The organism is Mesorhizobium sp. B2-4-1 (assembly GCF_006442185.1).
In the GTDB taxonomy this organism is placed as follows: Bacteria; Pseudomonadota; Alphaproteobacteria; order Rhizobiales; family Rhizobiaceae; genus Mesorhizobium.
Map to the genome: position 1 here is coordinate 41772 of NZ_VFVN01000017.1, position 18778 is coordinate 60549.

Genomic DNA, 18778 nt, shown 5'->3' on the forward strand with positions numbered 1-18778 from the left:
CGAACGCACCAAAAAGACGCGATCGGCAAGACGAGGAAGCGACCGTCCATGCTGCGATTTCTGCTCATGCGCATAGCGTCGGCAATCCCGGTCCTTGCCATACTGAGCCTCGTCACCTTCGCCATCATCCAGGCACCGCCCGGCGATTATGCCGACTACATCCGCTCGCAGCTGATCAACCAGGGAGGCGCCTCCTTCGCCGAAGCCGACGCGCAGGCCAACGCCTACCGGATCGAACATGGCCTCGATAAGCCGCTGCCCGTCCAGTATCTCAACTGGATCGGCGGCATCGTCACCCGCGGCGATTTCGGCTACAGCCTCTACTACAACAAGCCGGTGGCCGACGTTGTGGGCGAGCGCCTGCCGCGCACCCTCATCCTGGCGCTTGTGTGCCATCTGCTCGCCTCGGTGCTCGGCATCACCTTCGGCATATGGGCGGCGACCCGGCAATACACCTGGATCGACTCGACACTTTCGGCCATCTCCTTCCTCGGCATGACGGTGCCGCGCTTCCTGATGGCGCTGATCATCGTCTATCTCCTGGTCTTCCAGTTCAACGTCTCGGAGATAGGCAGCTTCTTCTCGCCGCAATATGGCGGCGCGCCATGGTCGTGGGCCAAGTTCCTCGATCTGGTCAAGCATGTCTGGCCGGTGGTTGCGATCGCCACCTTCGGCGGGCTCGCCTACAACATGCGCGTCATGCGCGGTAATCTGCTCGACACGCTGAACGCCCAATATGTCGAGACGGCCAAGGCCAAGGGGTTGACCGGCAGCGCCGTCGTCATGCGACACGCCGTGCCCAATGCGCTGCATCCGCTGGTCATGTATCAGGGCGTGGTGCTGCCTTACATGCTGACCGGCGAAATCGAGACGGCGATCATCTTCGCGCTGCCGACCGTCGGCCCGGCGATCGTCGGCTCGATGGCGGTCGGCGACGTCTATCTCACCGCCACTTTCATGATGGTGCTGTCGGCGACGCTGATCGTCGGCAACATCATCGCCGACATGTTGCTGGTCCTGCTCGATCCGCGCGTGCGCCAGTTCGGGGAGAGCTAGATGTTGGCCCGCGATACATCGCCACCGCCGCTGCCGGCCGAAGGACCCGTCGAGAGACCCGCGCACGGCAACGAGAGCTACACCGCGCTCGTCTGGCGCCGGCTGAAGCGCTCCTGGACCGGCATGGCGGGGTTCTGGCTCGTCGTGCTGCTGATCCTCATGGCGGTATTCGCCGAGTTCCTGGCGCCGATGGACCCGAAGGTGACCGATGTCGCCTTCGCGCCGCCGCAACTGCCTGCTTTCCACGACAGGGACGGCGATTTCGTCGCCCGGCCCAGGGTCTATGCGCTGGCGGATTCGGCGGATCTCGATCCGGTCACCTTTCAGCCCATCGTCGGTCCCGACTATGATCATCCAAGATTGCTCGGCCTTTTCGTCGAGGGCGCGCCCTACAGGCTCTTCGGGCTCATTGCGGCGAACCGGCATTTCTTCGGTTCGATGGACGGCCAGCCGGTGCATTTCCTCGGCACCGACAAGTTCGGACGCGACGTGCTCTCGCGCGCCATCCATGGCTCGCGCGTCTCGCTGATGATCGCGCTGACGGTGGTCTTCATCATCACCGTCATCGGCACTACGGTCGGCATGGCTTCCGGCTATTTCGGCGGTCGGTTCGATGTCTGGATGCAGCGCTTCGTCGAACTCGTGCTGGCCTTCCCGCAGCTGCCGCTCTATCTGGCGCTGACGACGCTGATCCCGGTCACCGCGCCCACCAACGTCTTCCTCGCCTTCGTCATCATCGTCATGTCGGCGCTGGGCTGGGCGCAGATGTCGCGCGAGGTGCGCGGCAAGACGCTGGCGCTTGCGCGCATTGAATACGTACGCGCCGCCATGGCGGTGGGCGCCACCGACCGGCGCATCATCATGCAGCACATTTTCCCCAATGTGATGAGCCATGTGATCGTCGCGGTGACGTTGGCGATCCCGACCGTTGTGCTGCTCGAATCCTTCCTCGGTTTTCTCGGCTTTGCGGTGAAGCCGCCACTGATCTCCTGGGGGCTGATGCTGCAGGACACCGCGACCTACTCCGTCATAGGCACCTATCCGTGGATCCTGTCGCCGGTCGGCTTCGTGCTGGTCACCGTCTTTGCCTTCAACGCGCTGGGCGACGGCCTGCGCGACGCCGTCGATCCTTATTGAGGTGGCTGGGATGACGCTCGCGCTCGCCGAACCCTTCGCACCTTCCGTCCGGCACGACCATGACGGACGCCAGGGAGAACCCGTGATCGATGCCCGCAACATCGAGGTCGCCTTCAAGGTCGAGCACGGCACCGTCGAGGCGGTCAAGGACGTCTCGTTCCAGCTCTATCGCGGCGAGACGATCGCCATCGTCGGCGAATCCGGTTCCGGCAAATCGGTGACGGCGCGCACCGTCATGGGATTGCTGTCCCGGCGCGCCACCGTTTCACCGAGATCGACCGTCTGTTATGATGGGCAGAACATCCTGAAGTTCCCCGAAAGCGCCCGGCGCAAGCTGCGCGGCAACCGCATCTCGATGATCTTCCAGGAGCCGATGAGCTCGCTCAATCCGATCTATACGATCGGCAGCCAGATCGTCGAGGCGATCAGGGTTCATCGCAAGGTCGGCCGGCGGCAAGCCTGGGCACGGGCGCTCGAACTCCTGCAGCATGTCCAGATCCCGGATCCCGTCGCGCGGCTCAAGCAATATCCGCATCAGCTCTCGGGCGGCCAGCGCCAGCGCGTGATGATCGCCATGGCGCTGGCCAACGATCCCGACGTGCTGATCGCCGACGAACCGACGACGGCGCTCGACGTCACCGTCCAGGCACAGATCCTGAACCTGATCCGCAATCTGCAGAAAGAGCTGCGCATGGCGGTGATCCTGATCACCCATGACCTCACGGTCGTGCGCAAATTCTCCGACTACGTCTATGTCATGCAGCATGGCGAGATGCGGGAGCATAACGTCACCGAACGTCTGTTCTCCGATCCCCAGCATCCCTATACGCAACGACTGCTCGCCTCCGAACCGCGCGGGCGGCCACAACCGCTGCCGGAGGGCTCCGGCACCATCCTCGAAGCGAACGGGGTGCGCGTCTGCTTCATGCTGCGTCACGGCACCTTCCTCAAACCCGACTGGCGCGAGCTGGTCGCCGTCGACGATCTCGATCTCAAGCTTTGCCGCCACGAAACACTGGGACTGGTCGGCGAATCCGGCTCCGGCAAGACCACATTCGGCCAGTGCCTGCTCAGGTTGATCGATGCCAAGCGCGGCGAGATCCGTTTCGACGGCCAGCCGATCCATGGGCTGTCACGGGCCGAGATGCGGCCGCTGCGATCGCGCATGCAGGTCGTCTTCCAGGATCCGTTCTCCTCGCTCAACCCGCGCATGACGATCGGGCAGATCATCGAGGAAGGGCTGATCGTCAACGGCATCGGAGCGACGCGGCGCGAGCGGGTCGAGCGGGTGCGCGAGGCGCTGGTCAGCGCCGGCATGCCGGGCGACATCCTTTCGCGATTTCCGCACGAGTTCTCCGGCGGACAGCGGCAGCGCGTCGCCATCGCCCGAGCCATCGCGTTGGAACCGGAATTCATCCTGCTCGACGAGCCGACATCGGCGCTGGACCTCTCCGTCCAGGCGCAGATCATCGATCTCTTGCGCAGGCTGCAGGACGAGCGTGGCCTGAGTTATCTTTTCATCTCGCACGATCTCAAGGTGGTGCGCGCTCTGTGTCACCGCGTCATCGTCATGCAGCACGGCAAGATCGTCGAACAGGGACCTGTCGACGAGGTCCTCACCAATCCCAAGACCGCCTACACCGAACGGCTCGTCCGGGCCGCTTTCGACGTGGCCTGAACACATGCCGGAGGTTAGCGTGGCAAGACATCCCAGGATCACTTTCATCGGCGCCGGCTCGACCGTGTTCATGAAGAACATCGTCGGTGACGTGCTGCAGCGGCCGGCGCTTTCGGGCGCGACGATCGCGCTGATGGACATCGATCCGCAGCGGCTGGAAGAGAGTGCCGTCGTCGTCAACAAGCTGATTGCGTCGCTCGGCGTGAAGGCGAAAGCGGAGACCTATTCCGACCAGCGCAAGGCGCTGGCCGGCGCCGATTTCGTCGTCGTCGCCTTCCAGATCGGCGGCTACGAGCCCTGCACCGTCACCGACTTTGAAGTGCCGAAGAAATATGGCCTGCGCCAGACCATAGCCGACACGCTCGGCGTCGGCGGCATCATGCGCGGCTTGAGGACCGTGCCGCATCTGTGGAAGATCTGCGAGGATGTGCTCGCCGTCTGCCCCGATGCGATCATGCTGCAATACGTCAATCCGATGGCGATCAACACCTGGGCGATATCGGAGAAATATCCTGAGATCAGGCAGGTCGGGCTGTGCCACTCGGTGCAGGGCACCGCGATGGAACTGGCGCACGATCTCGATCTTCCCTACGAGGACATCCGTTATCGCTCGGCCGGCATCAACCACATGGCATTCTACCTGAAGTTCGAGCACCGCCAGGCCGACGGCTCCTACCGCGACCTCTACCCAGATCTCCTGCGCGCCTATCGCGAGGGCCGCGCGCCCAAGCCCGGCTGGAATCCGCGCTGCCCCAACAAGGTGCGCTACGAGATGCTGACCCGGCTCGGCTATTTCGTCACCGAAAGCTCGGAGCATTTCGCCGAGTACACGCCCTATTTCATCAAGAGCGGCCGTCCCGACCTGATCGAGAAATACGGTATCCCGCTGGATGAATATCCCAAGCGCTGCATCGAGCAGATCGAGCGTTGGCAGGGACAGGCGGAGGCCTACCGTTCGGCCGAGCGCATCGAAGTCGAGCAGTCAAAGGAATATGCCTCCTCGATCATGAATTCGGTCTGGACCGGCGAGCCGTCGGTGATCTACGGCAATGTTCGCAACAATGGCTGCATCACCTCGCTGCCCCGCGAGTGCGCCGCCGAGGTGCCGTGCCTGGTCGACGCCTCCGGCATCCAGCCGACTTACATCGGCGACCTGCCGCCGCAATTGACGGCGCTGATCCGCACCAACATCAACGTGCAGGAACTGACGGTGCGGGCGCTGACGAGCGAGAACCGGGAACACATCTACCATGCGGCGATGATGGATCCGCACACGGCAGCCGAGCTCGATCTCGACCAGATATGGTCACTGGTGGACGAGCTTCTTGCCGCTCACGGCGACTGGCTGCCGGCCTGGGCACGCGTGAGCCGCAAGATCCAAGCCGCCTGATCAAGCGTCGCTCTTAGCTTATTTCGGCTCGTCGGCGTCGGGTTCTTCCTCGTCGTCGCGGGCTTTGATGACATAGGCGCCCTTTAGCCAGCGGTTGAGGTCGATGTCCTTGCAGCGCTTGGAGCAGAACGGGTAGGTCTCGCGCGCCGAAGGCTTGCCGCATTCGGGGCAGGGGCGCCTTGGCCGCAGCGGCGTCACCTTGTCGTCCGCGCTCATGGCCGCGCCGAGGACCAGTTTTGATGGACCTTGAAGCCTTCGCCTGAAAGCAACGCTACGGTCTCGTAGAGCGGCAAGCCGACGACATTGGTGTAGGAGCCGACCAGCTTGACGACGAAAGCGCCCGCAAGCCCCTGTACGGCATAGCCGCCGGCCTTGCCGCGCCATTCTCCCGACGCGACATAGGCGTCGATCTCCTCGCGCGGCAGCCGCTTGAACCGCACGCGCGTCTCGACCAGCCGCTGGCGCAGTTTGCCGCCGGGCGTGATCAGGCAGATGCCGGAATAGACCCGGTGCGAACGCCCCGACAGCAATCCGAGACAGTTGGCGGCATCGTCGAGCGTCTCGGCCTTGGGCAGGATGCGCCGCCCGACAGCGACCACCGTGTCGGCGGCCAGCACCAAGGCCGGCGCGTAGTCGGTTTCCGACTTCAGTGAGGCAAATGCCTTTTCGGCCTTTTCCTTCGACAGCCTTTTGGCCAGCGAGCGCGGATGCTCGGCACGCAGCGGCGTCTCGTCTATGTCGGCAGGCAATATGCGGTCCGGTTCGATGCCGGCCTGCTGCAGGAGTTCGATGCGGCGCGGCGAACCCGAGGCAAGCACCAGCTTCAGCAAAATGCTCATCGCGGACCAGTCGGCCTTGATCTTACTTGAAACGATAGGTGATGCGGCCCTTGGTCAGGTCGTAGGGCGTCATCTCGACCAGGACCTTGTCGCCGGTCAGCACGCGGATGCGGTTCTTGCGCATGCGGCCGGCCGTATGGGCTATGATTTCGTGTTCGTTTTCGAGTTTCACCCGGAACATGGCGTTGGGCAGCAGTTCCGTGACGACACCCGGAAACTCGAGGACTTCTTCCTTCGGCATTCGATACCTTTGCTTGGATGGTTTCCCGGCGTTTAGAGCATGATGCCGAAAAGTATGAAGCGGTTTTCGGACGACATCATGCTCTACTTCTTTGATCTAGAGTCGGAAGCTGTCAGGTCGAAGAGACCCAACCGCATCCGACTCTAGCCGGAAATTCGGCGGAACCTATATGATAATCGTCGGCTTGTGAACACGCTTAATCCGTCGCGTTTTTTGCTTCCGGAAGCAAAAAACGTCGGCCTATGCGCAACTTCAGCCGTTCGCGCACATCGCGATAGGCCGCGATGATCTGCTCGCGCGTGCCGCTGGCGCCGGTAGGATCCGGCGTCGGCCAGTATTCGACCTCGACGGCGAGCGAGCGGGTGAGCTCCAGCGCGGCATGGTGCGCCTCCGGCGCGAGCGTGACGATGAGATCGAAATAGTCGTCTTCCAGCTCGTCCATCGTCCTTGGGTGGCGCTCGCCCAGCGACAGGCCTTCCTCGGCAAGCACGGCATCGACGAACGGGTCACGCTCGCCGCTGCGCACGCCCGCGGAGGCGACGAAGGTGCTGGCCGGCAGCATGCGCCGCGCCAACAGCTCGGCCATCGGCGAGCGCACGGCATTCATGCCGCACAGGAACAGGATCGAACGGGGCGGTGCGCCGGCGGTCAGGGGTTAACCCCGCCAATGGAGCACGCAGACCAGCGTGAACAGCCGGCGCGCCGTGTCGAAATCGATGTCGATCTTGCCGGCGAGCCGGTCCATCAACGTCTGCGAACCCTCATTGTGCAGGCCGCGGCGACCCATGTCGATCGCCTCGATATGGCTCGGCGTCGAGGAGCGAATGGCGTCGTAATAGCTTTCGCAGATCATGTAGTAGTCCTTGACGATGCGCCTGAGCGGCGTCAGCGACAGGATATGGGTCACCACGGCGGAACCGTCGTCGCGCGTCACGGCGAAAACCAGGCGGGACTCGGCCAGCGACAGCTTCAGCCGGTAGGGGCCGGCGCCGCTGTCATTGACCGGTTGAAAACTGTTCTCCTCGATCAGGTCGAAGATCGCCACCGCGCGTTCGTGCTCGACGTCGGGCGTCGAACGACCGATCGATTCATCGAGTTCGACATCGATCAGCCTCGCCCGGGTTTGATCGGAGCCCGACATGGCGCCTACATGTTCAGCCGGATAGCGACGGAGCGTCCATGCGCGTCGAGCCCTTCCGCCTTGGCCAGCGCGATCGCGGCGGGCGCCAGCGCGCGCAATTGCTCGGGCCCGAGCTTCAGGATCGAGGTGCGCTTTACGAAATCGAGTACCGAAAGCCCTGACGAGAAACGCGCCGAGCGCGCCGTCGGCAGCACGTGGTTGGAACCGCCGACATAGTCCCCGATGGCTTCCGGCGTATGGCGGCCGAGAAACACGGCACCGGCATTGTGCATCCGCGACAGGAAGCCCTCGGCGTCGTCGATTGCCAGTTCGACATGCTCGGCCGCGATGCGGTCGACCAGAGGCAGCGCCGCCTCGATCGCCTCGACCTCGATCACCGCGCCGAAATCGCGCCAACTCGCCGCTGCCGTCTCCGCCCGTGGCAGGTTTGGCAGCTGCCGTTCGACCGCCTCCTCCACCGCCTTGCCAAAGGCCGGATCGTCGGTGATCAGGATCGACTGCGCGGACGCGTCATGTTCGGCCTGGGCCAGGAGATCGGCGGCGATCCAGTCGGGATCATTGTCGCCGTCGGCCACGACCAGCACTTCCGAGGGGCCGGCGATCATGTCGATGCCGACGGTGCCGAACACCTGGCGCTTGGCCGCCGCGACATAGGCGTTGCCAGGGCCGACGATCTTGGCGACCGGCTTGATCGTCTCGGTGCCATAGGCCAGGGCAGCGATCGCCTGGGCGCCGCCGACGCGATAGATTTCCGGCACGCCGGCAAGGTCGGCCGCCACCAGCACAAGCGGATTGATGACGCCGCCGGGTGCCGGCACCACCATGACGATGCGCTCCACGCCGGCGACCTTGGCCGGTATGGCGTTCATCAGCACCGAACTCGGATAGCTCGCAGTACCGCCCGGCACGTAAAGCCCGACCGCCTCGACCGCGGTCCAGCGCCAGCCGAGCTCGACGCCCGCGGCGTCGGTAAAGCGGTCGTCCTTCGGCCGCTGCCGCTCGTGATAGGCGCGGATGCGGTCGCGCGCGAATTCGAGCGCCTCGATCGTCTGGTGGTCGCAAGCGGCATAGGCGCGGGCGATCTCGTCCTTCGACACGGCAATGCCGAGTTCCCTGAGGTCGGCCCGGTCGAAGCGTCTGGTAAAGTCGACGAGGGCGGCGTCGCCGTCGGCGCGCACGCGCGCGATGATCTGGCGCACGGCCGCGTCGACATCGGCCGACACTTCTCTCTTGGTGGTGAGGAAAGCGGCGAAACGCTGTTCGAAATCGGCGTCGGACTGGCGAAGCGTGATGGCCATCGCTCAGGCCCTGTGCACGGGACGCGACGTGGCTTCCCACGCGCCGCCGACATCGGCAAGGCGGGCCTCGATGCATTCGACATCGAGCATGATTGCGCCGCCTCCCGAAAAGATCAGCTCGACGATGCCGGCCGGCTTGCTGATCTCGATGAAGCTGATCGCCAGCAGCGACAGCACTTCGGCCGGCTTGTCGCGGGCTATGCCGCTGGTCTTGGCGCCCAGAACCCGATCGAAATGCAGCACGGCCTGGCGCCGTTCGTTGTGCTGGCGAAAGAAGCCCGATTTGGCCTCCCAGACGAAACGGTTCATGGTCAGCACGAAACGCTTGGCCGCGGGAAGGTATTCAAGGTCCGAGACTTTCATCACGGCGTCCTGGACATGGGCGGAGACGATGCTCAGGTCCTGGTCGTCGAGGGCGATAAGCTTAAGGCCGTTCATGCGGATTTCGCACCTGAAAATTGACTGTTCAGCCTTCTGTTAGAGCATGATCCCGAAAAGTGGAAACCGCTTTTCGGAAAAGATCATGCTCGAACAGGAATCCGGAGGTCATTCCGGTCCGTGCAGCCGTGAGGCGGGCGGGGATCGGCCTAAGCCGAGATCCGTTCGATCACCGCGCCGCAATTGGACAGCTTTTCCTCCAGCCGCTCGAAGCCGCGGTCGAGATGATAGACGCGGTTGACCGTGGTTTCGCCTTCGGCCGCCAGGCCGGCAATGACCAGCGAAACGGAAGCGCGAAGGTCGGTCGCCATGACAGGCGCGCCTTTCAATTTCGGCACGCCGTCGACGATCGCCGTCTGGCCCGAAAGTGTGATGTGTGCGCCCAGGCGCGCCAGTTCCTGCACATGCATGAAGCGGTTTTCGAAGATCGTCTCGGTGATGCGCGACTTGCCCTTGGCCATGGTCATCAGCCCCATGAACTGCGCCTGCAGATCGGTCGGGAAAGCCGGGAAGGGCGCCGTCGTCACGTTGACCGGTGAAATGCCGGCGCCGTTGCGCTTGACGCGGATGCCGGAATTGGTCGGCGTGATCTCGGCGCCCGTCTGCGCGATCACGTCCAGCGCGGTCTGCAGCAAATCGGGACGCGCGCCCTCGAGCACGACGTCGCCGCCGGTCATGGCGACGGCCATGGCATAGGTTCCGGTCTCGATCCGGTCCGGGATGACGCGCACGCGCGCGCCCGACAGCGCCTCGACGCCGTCGATGGTGATGGTTGGCGTGCCGGCGCCGGAAATCTTGGCGCCCATGGCATTGAGGCATTCGGCGAGGTTGACGATCTCGGGCTCGCAGGCGGCGTTTTCAAGCACCGTCTCGCCCTTGGCGAGCGACGCCGCCATCATCAGCACATGGGTGGCGCCGACCGACACTTTCGGAAAGACGTAACGGTTGCCGACGAGGCGGCCGTTCCTGGTCTTGGCGATAACGTAGCCGGTGTCGACGTCGATGTCGGCGCCCAGCGCCTGCAGGCCTTCCAGGAACAGGTCGACCGGCCGCGTGCCGATGGCGCAACCGCCCGGAAGCGACACCTTGGCCTCGCCCATGCGGGCCAGCAGCGGGCCGATGACCCAGAACGAAGCGCGCATCTTCGACACCAGCTCGTAGGGGGCCGTCGTGTCGACGATGTTGCGGGCGGAAAAATTGATGGTGCGCGAATAGCCTTCATTCTGCTTTTCGCGGCGTCCGTTGACCGAATAATCGACGCCGTGATTGCCCAGGATGCGGATCAGCTGCTCGACATCGGCCAGATGCGGCACGTTTTCGAGCGTCAGCGTGTCGTCTGTCAGAAGCGACGCGATCATCAGCGGCAGGGCGGCGTTTTTCGCGCCCGAGATCGGAATGCTTCCGGCGAGCTTGTTGCCGCCGACAATTCTGATGCGATCCATGAAGACTATCCCCTCGGCCCTGAAAGCCGGTTTCAATCGTTTGAGTATCGGCCCGTCTAGACCATCGGCCAAGCTGGTTCAAGAAATAGGATTTCCTGGCACCCGACCCAAGAGTGGCGGATTTGAGTTAATCTTTTTGTATTTCCTTCGCCGCGCCGACCCCGTCCGGCCGCTTGCCGGCGTCGCCGGCGCGCCGCGAGCGCGACTGCGCCTTGCGTTTCAGCAGATTCGCGCGCAGCTGCTCGGCCAGGCGGTCCTTGCGGCCGGTGCCGCCCTTTTTCGGTGGAATTGTCTTATCGTTCATCGTCCCGTCCTAGCCGGCGGCCGGCCAGCCCGCTATTCAGGCATAACCAACATTGTGGCGCGGCCATGTCATCAAAACGTATCCGGCAAAGGCTTTCACAGATGCTTTGCACTTGGCCTTGCGCTTGCCGGTTCGATATGGCAGAAGCCCCGCCATCAGCGGCTGCGGTAGCTCAGTGGTAGAGCACTCCCTTGGTAAGGGAGAGGTCGAGAGTTCAATCCTCTCTCGCAGCACCAGACTGCCCGACATTTTCAGCGCCATCCGTCCCATTCTTAAGCCCTTGCGGCACGAACGAGCAAAAAAAGGCGCATCCGGCACCTGAATCCGAGATTTCGCGCAAGGTTGGTTCTCGTCGCGCTTTCATGGCGGGAGCAAATCGGCCTGCTTGCTTTCCTCCGCGACGAGCGCCGGCCCATAGCGGGCGACCGCTTGGCGCCCTTCCGCCCCCCACCCGCCCGATCGGACGGTTGAAAACATCGGCATTGGCGAGCCGGGCGAGTCCGCTCCGGTCAGTGCCTTGAAGCATGACCTGGTGCGGCCGTCGTCCCGATCAGAGTCGCAGGGCGAAGCGCCGTCCGCGCAGACGGCGCTGGCCGCGGCTTCATCGGGACGCAAATTCCGATATCGCCATTTGCGCTGGTCGCCCGATCGTGATTCAAGTCGGCGATTCCGAGGGCTTTCCCGCTGGAGCGCAGCATGACCTTGATCACACGCCGTCGACTTCTGAAATCGACAGCGTTTGCCGGTGCGGGCGGGCTCGTCGCGATGGGGAGGCTTGGCGGCTGGGCCGCCGCCACGCCCGAGCCGGTGGTGCTGCGGACGGCCAGGATCCAGGCCAGGCTGATGGAGATCGGTCCGACCCGGGACGTGCTGACCTATGGCAGCGCCGGGATGCCGCCTGTGCTGAGGATGAAAAAGGGCGAGCCCTTCGCCGCCCGGCTCGTCAACGCGATCGACGACCCGACGACGATCCACTGGCACGGCGTTCGGGTCCCCAACAAGATGGACGGCGTTCCGTTCCTGGTCCAGCCCTACGTCTATACCGGCGATCATTTCGACTACGCCTTCACGCCGCCCGATGCCGGCACCTTCTGGTATCACCCGCATTGCAACACGCTGGAGCAGATGGGGCACGGCCTGACCGGCGTCATCGTGGTCGAAAATCCCGGTGATCCGAAATTCGATGCCGAAATCGTCCTCAATCTGCGCGACTGGCGCCTCGGCGACGATGGCCAGTTCATCGATCAGTTCCGGCCGCGCGATGCCGCGAGAACCGGCACCTATGGCACGGTGCGCACGGCCAACTGGCTCGACCAGCCGCACTATGACGCGCCAGCCGGCGGGCTGGTGCGGCTGCGCGTCGCCATCACCGACGCGACGCGCATCCATGCCTTTCGCGTCGACGGCGCGGAGGCGACGGTGATCGCGCTGGATGGCAATCCGGTGCCGCAGCGTTTTTCGCCCGATGCCTTGCTGCTTGGCCCGGGACAGCGCATGGAACTCGCCATCCGCATGCCTGACGCGGAGGGCGCGGTCATGAGCCTGCGGGACGTCAGGGGCACCAAGCCCAAGGTGCTGGCTACCTTGCGTGCGGCTGGCAGCTCGCTGAAGCGCGACATTCGTGATGTCGCGCCGCTGGAGGCCAATCCGGTGGCGGAGGTCGATCTCTCCGCTGCCCAGCATATTTCGCTGGCGCTCAGCGCCACGGCCGAGAACATTCCGAGCGACGGCATATGCGGTTCGCTCGGCTACAGTTTCTGGGCCATCAACAAGGTGCCGTGGCCGGGTGACACGCCGGATCCGACCGCGCCGCTGGCCGAATTGAAGCTTGGCAGGAGCTATGTCATCGACATGGAGAACCTGACGCCGCAATCGCATCCGATGCATTTGCACGGCATGAGCTTCAAAGTGCTGTCATCCTCGACTCGGCCCGTGCAGCCGCTGGTTTCCGACACCTATCTCATCCAGCCCAACGAGAAGGTGAGCCTCGGCTTCGTCGCCGACAATCCCGGCGACTGGCTGCTGCACTGCCACATCATCGAGCATCAGAAATCGGGCATGACGAGCTACGTCAGGGTGACCTGAAACCGAGCGCGTGCCGCGGCCTACTTGCGCAGTTGCACCTCGATCTCGTCGAGCACCTTGTCCTTGCCGATGCCGGTGAGGAAGGCGAGGCCCTTGATGACCGGCTTGGTCACCGAAGCCGAGATCGGCGTCGTGGCGACGATGAAGTCGACGCTGTCGGCCAGCCCCGGCACTTCGGTCGCCTTCGCCTGCTGGGCGTTGAAGGTCAGGCCGCGCTGCTTCATCGCCTCGGTGACGGCGACGTTGACCGCGGTCGAGGTGGCTATGCCCGTGCCGCAGGCAAAGAGAATTGTTTTCTGTCTGGACATCTCTTTCTTCTCCTTGTTCAGCCGAGCACGGCCCGAACGTCGTCTAGCGTCGTGGCCGACCTCAGGCCGTCCAATGCATCTGAATTCTGGATGGTGGCCATGACGGCCTGCAGCGCTTCAATCTGCTTGTCCTTGTCATTGATGGCAAGCAGGAAGACGAAGCCGACCGGCAGCTTCTCGTCGGGGTCTTCCATGTTGGCGAAGACGACGGGGTGCTTCAATGTGCCCAAAGCGATCCCGGGCTTCAGGACATGTTCGGGATCGGTGTGCGGCACCGCGACATTGTCGGGGCGCTCCAGCGGCAGTCCTGTCGGGATGGTCAACTCGCGACGCACGACCGCGTCGGCATAGGAGTTCTTGACATAGCCGAGCGTCTCGAGCCGGCCGGCCAGGATGCGGATGATCTGCTCATTGGTCGAGGCATCGGATCCGAGCGCGATCGCTTCGGGGTCCAGAAGCTGCATGAGGCTGTCAGACATGTTTTTGCTCCGTCGGCAAAATCGTGCGCCCGGGGAGGGCGCACGATCATTTCAAACGTCAGGCGCGACGAGGCTCAGGCCGTGCCTTCGGCCGGCTCGTCCTCGGCGCCCGCTGCCCGCTCCCAGCCGAGCGTGTTGCGACGATAGAGGACGAACAGTGCGGCGATGACCACGGCGATCACGACGATGCCGGTAAGGCCAAGTCCCTGGATCGCCTCGATGATCACATAGGGCACCCACAGGAAGCCGTCGACGACGGAGGTGATCTGCAGCGCGTCTGCCGGCAGCTTGAAGCCCGAGGCGACGGCAGCACTTGTGAACAGCGGCGCCAGCGCGTTGGCGACGTAGAAGCCGATCGCCAGCGTCACCGTGCCGATCACCACCATGCGGAACACATTGCCTTTGACCAATGGCGCGGTCATGGCGACGATGAAGGGAATGACCGCCAGGTCGGCGAACAGGATGACGCGGTTGCCCGGCAGGATCACCGACAGGATGATCGCGATCGGCACAAGGATCAGCGATGACGAGATCGCGGCGGGATGACCGATCAGGATGGCGGAGTCCAGGCCGACCAGAAGCTCGCGGTCGCCGGTGCGCTTGCGCACGAATTCCTGCGCCGCGTCGGAGACCGGGATCAGGCCCTCCATCAGGATCTTCACCATGCGCGGCAAAAGCAGCATGACGGCTGCCAGGGTCATGCCGGTGCCAAGCACCTTGGCGAGCACCGTGCCGAGATCGCCCGCATTGTAGAAGGCGATGGCACCGAGCACGAGACCGATGATCAAGCCGAGCACGACAGGTTCGCCGAACACGCCGAACCGGCGCTCGATGGTCTCGGTGTTGATGTTGATGCGGTTGATGCCGGGAATGCGGTCCATGATCCAGTTCAGGATGATGGCGATCGGCAGGATCTGCGCGGAAGCCAGGTGCGGCACCGAAATGCCGGGCACGCCGTAGAACTGCTGCACTGCGCGCGCCGACCAGTCGGCGAACAGCAGCGACAGTGCCGCGACCAATGCCGCGATGGCGATGCCGTAGGCCAGATTGTCGGTCGCCGCCACGACCAGCGAGCCGACAAAGGCGAAGTGCCAGAAGTTCCAGACGTCGACATTGAGCGTGCGCGTCATGCGCGTCAGCAACAGCACGATGTTGACCAGGATGCCGACGGGGATGACCCACAGGCCGACCGACGAGCCGAAGGCGATGGCGGCCGCCGACGGCCAGCCGACATCGATGATGTCGCGATGAATGCCGGTGTTGGTGACGATGGCCTTGGCGACGTCGCCGATCGACGTGAACATCAGGCCAAGCACGAGGTTGATGCCGATGAAGGCGACGCCGATGGTGACAGCGGCGCGAAAAGCCTTGCTGACCTTTGCGCCCAGAACGACGGCTATGATGAAAATGACGATCGGCAGCAGCACTGTTGCGCCGAGCGTGTCGATGGCCCCTTTGAGGCCCGCAAGAATAGTATCCATTTGTCCTCCCCTGGAGCACCGAGCCCGACCCCCGGGTTCGAAATGATGCCCCGTTGACCTCCAACGCCTTTGCCGCCAACCTCGGCGCAAAGGCACTCCCCGTTCTGCCCGCGAGGCGGAATGCGTCCCGCTCGGTGATGCGGGATGAACATTTGCCTTCGCTGGCGAACGAATGTTTTATTGAGGCAGTTCAAGGCAATGTCAATTGGCAAGTCTTTGAACCCAAGGCATCCGGGCTGACGGAGCCTTCGCCTGTGCGCTCTTGACGGAGCATTGAACGGAAAAACCCGCCTGTGCGGCGGGCCCTTGGCGCAACTCAGCACCATAGGCAAATATGTAGCATAGTTGCCCTCACCCGGTCAAGAAAAAATTCCTATCATGAGAAGCCGCCGGCACAGCGGACTGGCAGTCGTCAGGTCTTTGTCGCCGAGTTCGGAGCCCCGCTTCGGTCCAGTCGGGACTGGGCCGAGCGCCTCTATACCGCGCGATTTCATGGGAAATTGACTGTCGAGGCCAGTTTCGTTGGCAAGGAGGAGCTATTCCCTGCTAATCCGACGCGAACCAGGAAGCTGTGGACATCCCCGCATGACCAATGTCGCCTTGACCGGGCTCGCCCGCGATCTCGCCAGCCGTGCCGCCGAGGGCCGCCCGGTACGCATCGGCGTCATCGGTTCGGGCGAAATGGGCACCGATCTGGTCACGCAAGGCATGCTGATGCCCGGCATTTCGGTCTGCGCGGTCTCGACAAGACGTCCGCACACGGCACGCGAAGCGATCCGCATCGCCTATGGTGACGAAGCGATGGCCGTCGAAGCCGATACCACTTCGAAAGTCACCGCGGCGATCGAGTCGGGAAAGATCGCCATCACCTCCAACGAGATGCTGGTCACCAATCCGCTGATCGACGTCGTCATCGACGCCACCGGCAAGCCCGGCGTCGCCGCCGACTTCGACCTGATGGCGATGCAGCATGGCAAGCATCTGGTGATGATGAATGTCGAGGCCGACGTCACTATCGGCTGCTATCTCAAGCAGCAGGCAGATCGCCTCGGCGTCGTCTATTCGGTCGGCGCCGGAGACGAGCCCTCGAGCTGCATGGAGCTGATCGAGTTCGCCTCCGCACTGGACTTGACCATCGTCTCGGCCGGCAAGGGCAAGAACAACCCGCTTAACCACGATGCCGTGCCCGACGACTATCGCGAGGAAGCGATCCGCCGCAACATGAACCCGCGCATGCTGGTCGAGTTCGTCGACGGTTCGAAAACCATGGTCGAGATGTGCGCCATCGCCAACGCCACCGGGCTGGTGCCCGATGTGCCCGGCATGCACGGCCCGAAGGCCGACCGCGACGACCTCGTCAAGGTGCTCATTCCGCGCGAGCATGGCGGGCTGCTCACGAAAAAGGGCGTTGTCGACTACACCATCGGCAAGGGTGTCGCACCCGGTGTCTTCGTCATCGTCGAGGCGACCCACCCGCGCATCGTCGAGCGCATGGACGACCTGCATATCGGCCACGGTCCCTATTACAGCCTGTTCCGGCCCTACCATTTGACCTCGCTGGAAGTCCCGCTGACGGCAGCCCGCATCGTGCTCTTCGGCAAGCCCGACATGGTGCCGCTGCCAAGGCCGGTCGCCGAGGTATGCGCCGTCGCCAAGCGGGATCTGCTCGCCGGCGAAACCTTCGATGCGATCGGCGAGACCTGCTATCGCTCCTGGACGATGACCGTCGAAGACGCTCGCGCCCGGCGTGCCGTGCCGGTCGGCCTGCTCGAGGGCGGCAAGGTGCTGAAACCGGTGAGGAAAGGCGAGCTGTTGACGGCCGACAACGCCGCACCCGACCGGGCGACGAGACTGTTCGCTCTGCGCCGGCTGCAGGATGAGATGCTGTACGAAAAATAAGCCCGTTGTGGCGCTGTCATGACAGATGCACTATATTGTAATGGCAGATGACGCTGAGGATCGACCAATGAACCTCCAGATCAGGGACCCGCGTGCACGTGAGCTGGCACAGCGGCTCGCCGCCAAACGCAAGATTTCGATGACCGAGGCGGTGATCGAAGCTCTTGAGTCCGAACTGAAACGGGAAAGTGGACGCGCTCCGTTGGCGCAGCGGCTGGCTGCCATCGCTGATGAACTCAAAGCCAGAGCTGGTCATGGCGGCCGGCCCGTAGACAAGGATGAGATCGATGAGATGTGGGGCCACTCTTGATGTTTGTCGACACCTCGGTGGTCGTCGCAATTCTTTCGGGAGAGGGAGATGCTGGCGAGTGGAGCAACCGCATCGCGGTAGCACCTCGCAAAATTACTTCCGCGTTGGTGGTGCTCGAAGCGGCTATGCGGCTTTCAACTATGCTGGCCGTTGAGCCGCTTGTCGCTGAAGTGGCGATAGAGGCTTTTCTGCGCGAGTCCGAAATCGAAATCGTTCCGATCGACGCCGGCGACGCCAAGCTCGCGGTCCAAGCTTTTTCAGACTATGGAAAAGGACGCGGGCATCCCGCCCAACTCAACCTGGCCGATTGCCTGTCCTATGCATGCGCAAAGAGTCGTGGCTCTGCTCTGCTCTACAAAGGCAACGACTTCTCGCATACCGATCTGGCCTAGGGAGTCTGCTCTATTTCCCCAGTTCGATCGACCGCAGCCGCGCCGCTTCCACCGCTTGCGTGAGGAGATTGGTCAACCGGTCCTCGCCCATCAGCACACCAAGCGCCGCCGCCGTCGTGCCGTTCGGGCTGGTCACCTGCTGGCGCAGCAGGCCCGGCTCCTCGCCGCTTTCGGCGGCGAGGGAGGCGGCACCATAGACGGTCTGCATGGCGAGCAGCCTGGCGGTCGCCGCCGGCAGGCCCGCCTTCTCGGCGGCGACGGTCAGCGCTTCGATGAAATGGAAGATATAGGCCGGCCCCGATCCCGACACGGCGGTCACCGCATCCATCAGTCCCTCCTCGTCGATGGTGGCCACTTCGCCGCTGGCCGACAAGAGGTCGGCGACGAAACGCTTGGTGTCGTCGGAAACCAGCGGATTGGAAAACACCACCATCATGCCCTTGCCAATGGAAGCAGGCGTGTTGGGCATGCAGCGCACAACAGGCGCGCGGTCGCCCAGGATTTCCTCGAAGGTGGCGACCGGCGTGCCCGCGGCAATGCTGACGAAGGTGGTGCGCCCTTCGCCGAAACGTTTGTAAGCGGCGGTGACGTCGCGGATCACCTGGGGCTTCACGGCGATGACGATGAGATCAGGCACGGCACCGGCCGGGATATCGGTGGCGTCGGCAGCCGTTCCGCATCCGAGTGCGGCCGCGCGCTGGCGCAGGTCGGCATTGGGCTCGACCACGAAAACGGACGACGGTGCAAGCTTGCCGGATTTCAGCCAGCCCGAGAGCATGGCGTAACCCATATTGCCGCAGCCGGCGAGAACAAGCCTGATCGTCATCGAAAGCCCTCCGAGGAAAGGCTTCACATAAACG

At 63.6% G+C, this 18778-nt stretch carries 21 protein-coding genes and 1 tRNA gene; 9 read left to right on the forward strand and 13 right to left on the reverse strand.

Annotation, left to right across the window (positions count from 1 at the left end; all coding sequences use genetic code 11):
• The first annotated feature begins 48 nt into the window (after nt 1-48).
• From FJ949_RS28390 to FJ949_RS28405, 4 genes are read left to right on the forward strand one after another with little or no spacing between them, the layout of a single operon-like run.
• Nucleotides 49-1056 carry an ABC transporter permease gene (locus tag FJ949_RS28390; RefSeq protein ID WP_140501029.1) on the forward strand — a complete coding sequence of 336 codons (1008 nt, stop codon included), beginning with the start codon at nt 49-51 and terminating at the stop codon, nt 1054-1056.
• Entirely contained in the window at nt 1057-2193 is a 1137-nt protein-coding gene (locus FJ949_RS28395) for an ABC transporter permease (RefSeq protein ID WP_140501031.1), read from the forward strand.
• Between the two features lie 10 nt (nt 2194-2203).
• Nucleotides 2204-3871, forward strand: a complete 1668-nt coding sequence (locus FJ949_RS28400; RefSeq protein ID WP_140501033.1) for an ABC transporter ATP-binding protein — start codon at nt 2204-2206, stop codon at nt 3869-3871.
• A 19-nt stretch (nt 3872-3890) separates the two neighbouring features.
• The gene (locus FJ949_RS28405; protein WP_140501035.1) at nt 3891-5261 is read left to right on the forward strand and encodes an alpha-glucosidase/alpha-galactosidase; all 1371 of its coding nucleotides are present in this window, start codon (nt 3891-3893) and stop codon (nt 5259-5261) included.
• A gap of 18 nt (nt 5262-5279) precedes the next feature.
• On the opposite strand, the gene yacG is transcribed toward FJ949_RS28405, so the two are convergent.
• The 9 genes from yacG to FJ949_RS28450 form a co-directional block, all read right to left on the reverse strand.
• Complete coding sequence (gene yacG, locus FJ949_RS28410; RefSeq protein ID WP_140501037.1) at nt 5280-5477, reverse strand: DNA gyrase inhibitor YacG; 198 nt, start codon at nt 5475-5477, stop codon at nt 5280-5282.
• Entirely contained in the window at nt 5474-6100 is a 627-nt protein-coding gene (locus FJ949_RS28415; RefSeq protein ID WP_140501039.1) for a Maf-like protein, read from the reverse strand. Before FJ949_RS28415 ends, yacG begins: the two co-directional genes overlap by 4 nt.
• 22 nt (nt 6101-6122) lie before the next feature.
• On the reverse strand, nt 6123-6341 hold the full coding sequence (gene infA / locus FJ949_RS28420) for a translation initiation factor IF-1 (protein ID WP_006200926.1): 219 nt from the start codon (nt 6339-6341) through the stop codon (nt 6123-6125).
• A 196-nt stretch (nt 6342-6537) separates the two neighbouring features.
• Nucleotides 6538-6948: a low molecular weight phosphatase family protein gene (locus FJ949_RS28425; RefSeq protein ID WP_140501041.1), complete on the reverse strand. Its 411-nt coding sequence runs from the start codon at nt 6946-6948 to the stop codon at nt 6538-6540.
• A 48-nt stretch (nt 6949-6996) separates the two neighbouring features.
• Nucleotides 6997-7482, reverse strand: a complete 486-nt coding sequence (locus tag FJ949_RS28430) for a UPF0262 family protein (RefSeq protein WP_140501043.1) — start codon at nt 7480-7482, stop codon at nt 6997-6999.
• Nucleotides 7483-7487: 5 nt separating this feature from the next.
• Nucleotides 7488-8780, reverse strand: a complete 1293-nt coding sequence (gene hisD / locus FJ949_RS28435; protein WP_140501045.1) for a histidinol dehydrogenase — start codon at nt 8778-8780, stop codon at nt 7488-7490.
• A gap of 3 nt (nt 8781-8783) precedes the next feature.
• On the reverse strand, nt 8784-9218 hold the full coding sequence (locus FJ949_RS28440) for a DUF2948 family protein (protein ID WP_140501047.1): 435 nt from the start codon (nt 9216-9218) through the stop codon (nt 8784-8786).
• Between the two features lie 149 nt (nt 9219-9367).
• On the reverse strand, nt 9368-10660 hold the full coding sequence (murA, locus tag FJ949_RS28445) for a UDP-N-acetylglucosamine 1-carboxyvinyltransferase (RefSeq protein WP_140501049.1): 1293 nt from the start codon (nt 10658-10660) through the stop codon (nt 9368-9370).
• Nucleotides 10661-10787: 127 nt separating this feature from the next.
• Entirely contained in the window at nt 10788-10964 is a 177-nt protein-coding gene (locus FJ949_RS28450; RefSeq protein WP_140501051.1) for a hypothetical protein, read from the reverse strand.
• Nucleotides 10965-11125: 161 nt separating this feature from the next.
• On the opposite strand from FJ949_RS28450, the gene FJ949_RS28455 reads away from it, so the two are divergent.
• Nucleotides 11126-11200, forward strand: a tRNA-Thr gene (locus tag FJ949_RS28455).
• A 460-nt stretch (nt 11201-11660) separates the two neighbouring features.
• On the forward strand, nt 11661-13049 hold the full coding sequence (locus FJ949_RS28460; protein ID WP_140501053.1) for a multicopper oxidase family protein: 1389 nt from the start codon (nt 11661-11663) through the stop codon (nt 13047-13049).
• Nucleotides 13050-13069: 20 nt separating this feature from the next.
• Here FJ949_RS28460 and FJ949_RS28465 read toward each other — a convergent pair whose 3' ends face one another.
• The 3 genes from FJ949_RS28465 to FJ949_RS28475 all read right to left on the reverse strand — a co-directional run bounded on the left by FJ949_RS28465 (nt 13070) and on the right by FJ949_RS28475 (nt 15317).
• The gene (locus FJ949_RS28465; RefSeq protein WP_140501055.1) at nt 13070-13357 is read right to left on the reverse strand and encodes a PTS sugar transporter subunit IIB; all 288 of its coding nucleotides are present in this window, start codon (nt 13355-13357) and stop codon (nt 13070-13072) included.
• 17 nt (nt 13358-13374) lie between these two features.
• Nucleotides 13375-13836, reverse strand: a complete 462-nt coding sequence (locus FJ949_RS28470; protein ID WP_140501057.1) for a PTS sugar transporter subunit IIA — start codon at nt 13834-13836, stop codon at nt 13375-13377.
• A 74-nt stretch (nt 13837-13910) separates the two neighbouring features.
• Nucleotides 13911-15317: a PTS transporter subunit IIC gene (locus FJ949_RS28475; protein WP_140501059.1), complete on the reverse strand. Its 1407-nt coding sequence runs from the start codon at nt 15315-15317 to the stop codon at nt 13911-13913.
• A gap of 585 nt (nt 15318-15902) precedes the next feature.
• Here FJ949_RS28475 and FJ949_RS28480 point away from each other — a divergent pair.
• The 3 genes from FJ949_RS28480 (at nt 15903) to FJ949_RS28490 (ending at nt 17918) form a co-directional block, all read left to right on the forward strand.
• On the forward strand, nt 15903-17216 hold the full coding sequence (locus FJ949_RS28480) for an NAD(P)H-dependent oxidoreductase (protein ID WP_140501061.1): 1314 nt from the start codon (nt 15903-15905) through the stop codon (nt 17214-17216).
• 67 nt (nt 17217-17283) lie between these two features.
• Nucleotides 17284-17526, forward strand: coding sequence for a type II toxin-antitoxin system VapB family antitoxin (locus tag FJ949_RS28485; protein WP_140501063.1), 243 nt, complete (start codon nt 17284-17286; stop codon nt 17524-17526).
• Nucleotides 17526-17918, forward strand: a complete 393-nt coding sequence (locus tag FJ949_RS28490; protein ID WP_140501065.1) for a type II toxin-antitoxin system VapC family toxin — start codon at nt 17526-17528, stop codon at nt 17916-17918. The genes FJ949_RS28485 and FJ949_RS28490 overlap by 1 nt, the downstream gene beginning before the upstream one ends.
• A 10-nt stretch (nt 17919-17928) precedes the next feature.
• On the opposite strand, the gene proC is transcribed toward FJ949_RS28490, so the two are convergent.
• Nucleotides 17929-18744: a pyrroline-5-carboxylate reductase gene (gene proC / locus FJ949_RS28495; protein ID WP_140501067.1), complete on the reverse strand. Its 816-nt coding sequence runs from the start codon at nt 18742-18744 to the stop codon at nt 17929-17931.
• Nucleotides 18745-18778 lie beyond the last annotated feature (34 nt).

Bases quoted from the DNA above. Each gene is read 5' to 3' on its own strand.
- FJ949_RS28470 (WP_140501057.1), bottom strand. From the start codon at position 13,836: ATGTCTGACAGCCTCATGCAGCTTCTGGACCCCGAAGCGATCGCGCTC.
- infA (WP_006200926.1), bottom strand. From the start codon at position 6,341: ATGCCGAAGGAAGAAGTCCTCGAGTTTCCGGGTGTCGTCACGGAACTG.
- FJ949_RS28395 (WP_140501031.1), top strand. From the start codon at position 1,057: ATGTTGGCCCGCGATACATCGCCACCGCCGCTGCCGGCCGAAGGACCC.
- FJ949_RS28415 (WP_140501039.1), bottom strand. From the start codon at position 6,100: ATGAGCATTTTGCTGAAGCTGGTGCTTGCCTCGGGTTCGCCGCGCCGC.
- FJ949_RS28465 (WP_140501055.1), bottom strand. From the start codon at position 13,357: ATGTCCAGACAGAAAACAATTCTCTTTGCCTGCGGCACGGGCATAGCC.
- FJ949_RS28460 (WP_140501053.1), top strand. From the start codon at position 11,661: ATGACCTTGATCACACGCCGTCGACTTCTGAAATCGACAGCGTTTGCC.
- murA (WP_140501049.1), bottom strand. From the start codon at position 10,660: ATGGATCGCATCAGAATTGTCGGCGGCAACAAGCTCGCCGGAAGCATT.
- FJ949_RS28475 (WP_140501059.1), bottom strand. From the start codon at position 15,317: ATGGATACTATTCTTGCGGGCCTCAAAGGGGCCATCGACACGCTCGGC.
- FJ949_RS28400 (WP_140501033.1), top strand. From the start codon at position 2,204: ATGACGCTCGCGCTCGCCGAACCCTTCGCACCTTCCGTCCGGCACGAC.
- FJ949_RS28430 (WP_140501043.1), bottom strand. From the start codon at position 7,482: ATGTCGGGCTCCGATCAAACCCGGGCGAGGCTGATCGATGTCGAACTC.
- FJ949_RS28490 (WP_140501065.1), top strand. From the start codon at position 17,526: ATGTTTGTCGACACCTCGGTGGTCGTCGCAATTCTTTCGGGAGAGGGA.
- proC (WP_140501067.1), bottom strand. From the start codon at position 18,744: ATGACGATCAGGCTTGTTCTCGCCGGCTGCGGCAATATGGGTTACGCC.
- FJ949_RS28485 (WP_140501063.1), top strand. From the start codon at position 17,284: ATGAACCTCCAGATCAGGGACCCGCGTGCACGTGAGCTGGCACAGCGG.
- FJ949_RS28425 (WP_140501041.1), bottom strand. From the start codon at position 6,948: ATGAATGCCGTGCGCTCGCCGATGGCCGAGCTGTTGGCGCGGCGCATG.
- FJ949_RS28450 (WP_140501051.1), bottom strand. From the start codon at position 10,964: ATGAACGATAAGACAATTCCACCGAAAAAGGGCGGCACCGGCCGCAAG.
- FJ949_RS28440 (WP_140501047.1), bottom strand. From the start codon at position 9,218: ATGAACGGCCTTAAGCTTATCGCCCTCGACGACCAGGACCTGAGCATC.
- FJ949_RS28390 (WP_140501029.1), top strand. From the start codon at position 49: ATGCTGCGATTTCTGCTCATGCGCATAGCGTCGGCAATCCCGGTCCTT.
- hisD (WP_140501045.1), bottom strand. From the start codon at position 8,780: ATGGCCATCACGCTTCGCCAGTCCGACGCCGATTTCGAACAGCGTTTC.
- yacG (WP_140501037.1), bottom strand. From the start codon at position 5,477: ATGAGCGCGGACGACAAGGTGACGCCGCTGCGGCCAAGGCGCCCCTGC.
- FJ949_RS28480 (WP_140501061.1), top strand. From the start codon at position 15,903: ATGACCAATGTCGCCTTGACCGGGCTCGCCCGCGATCTCGCCAGCCGT.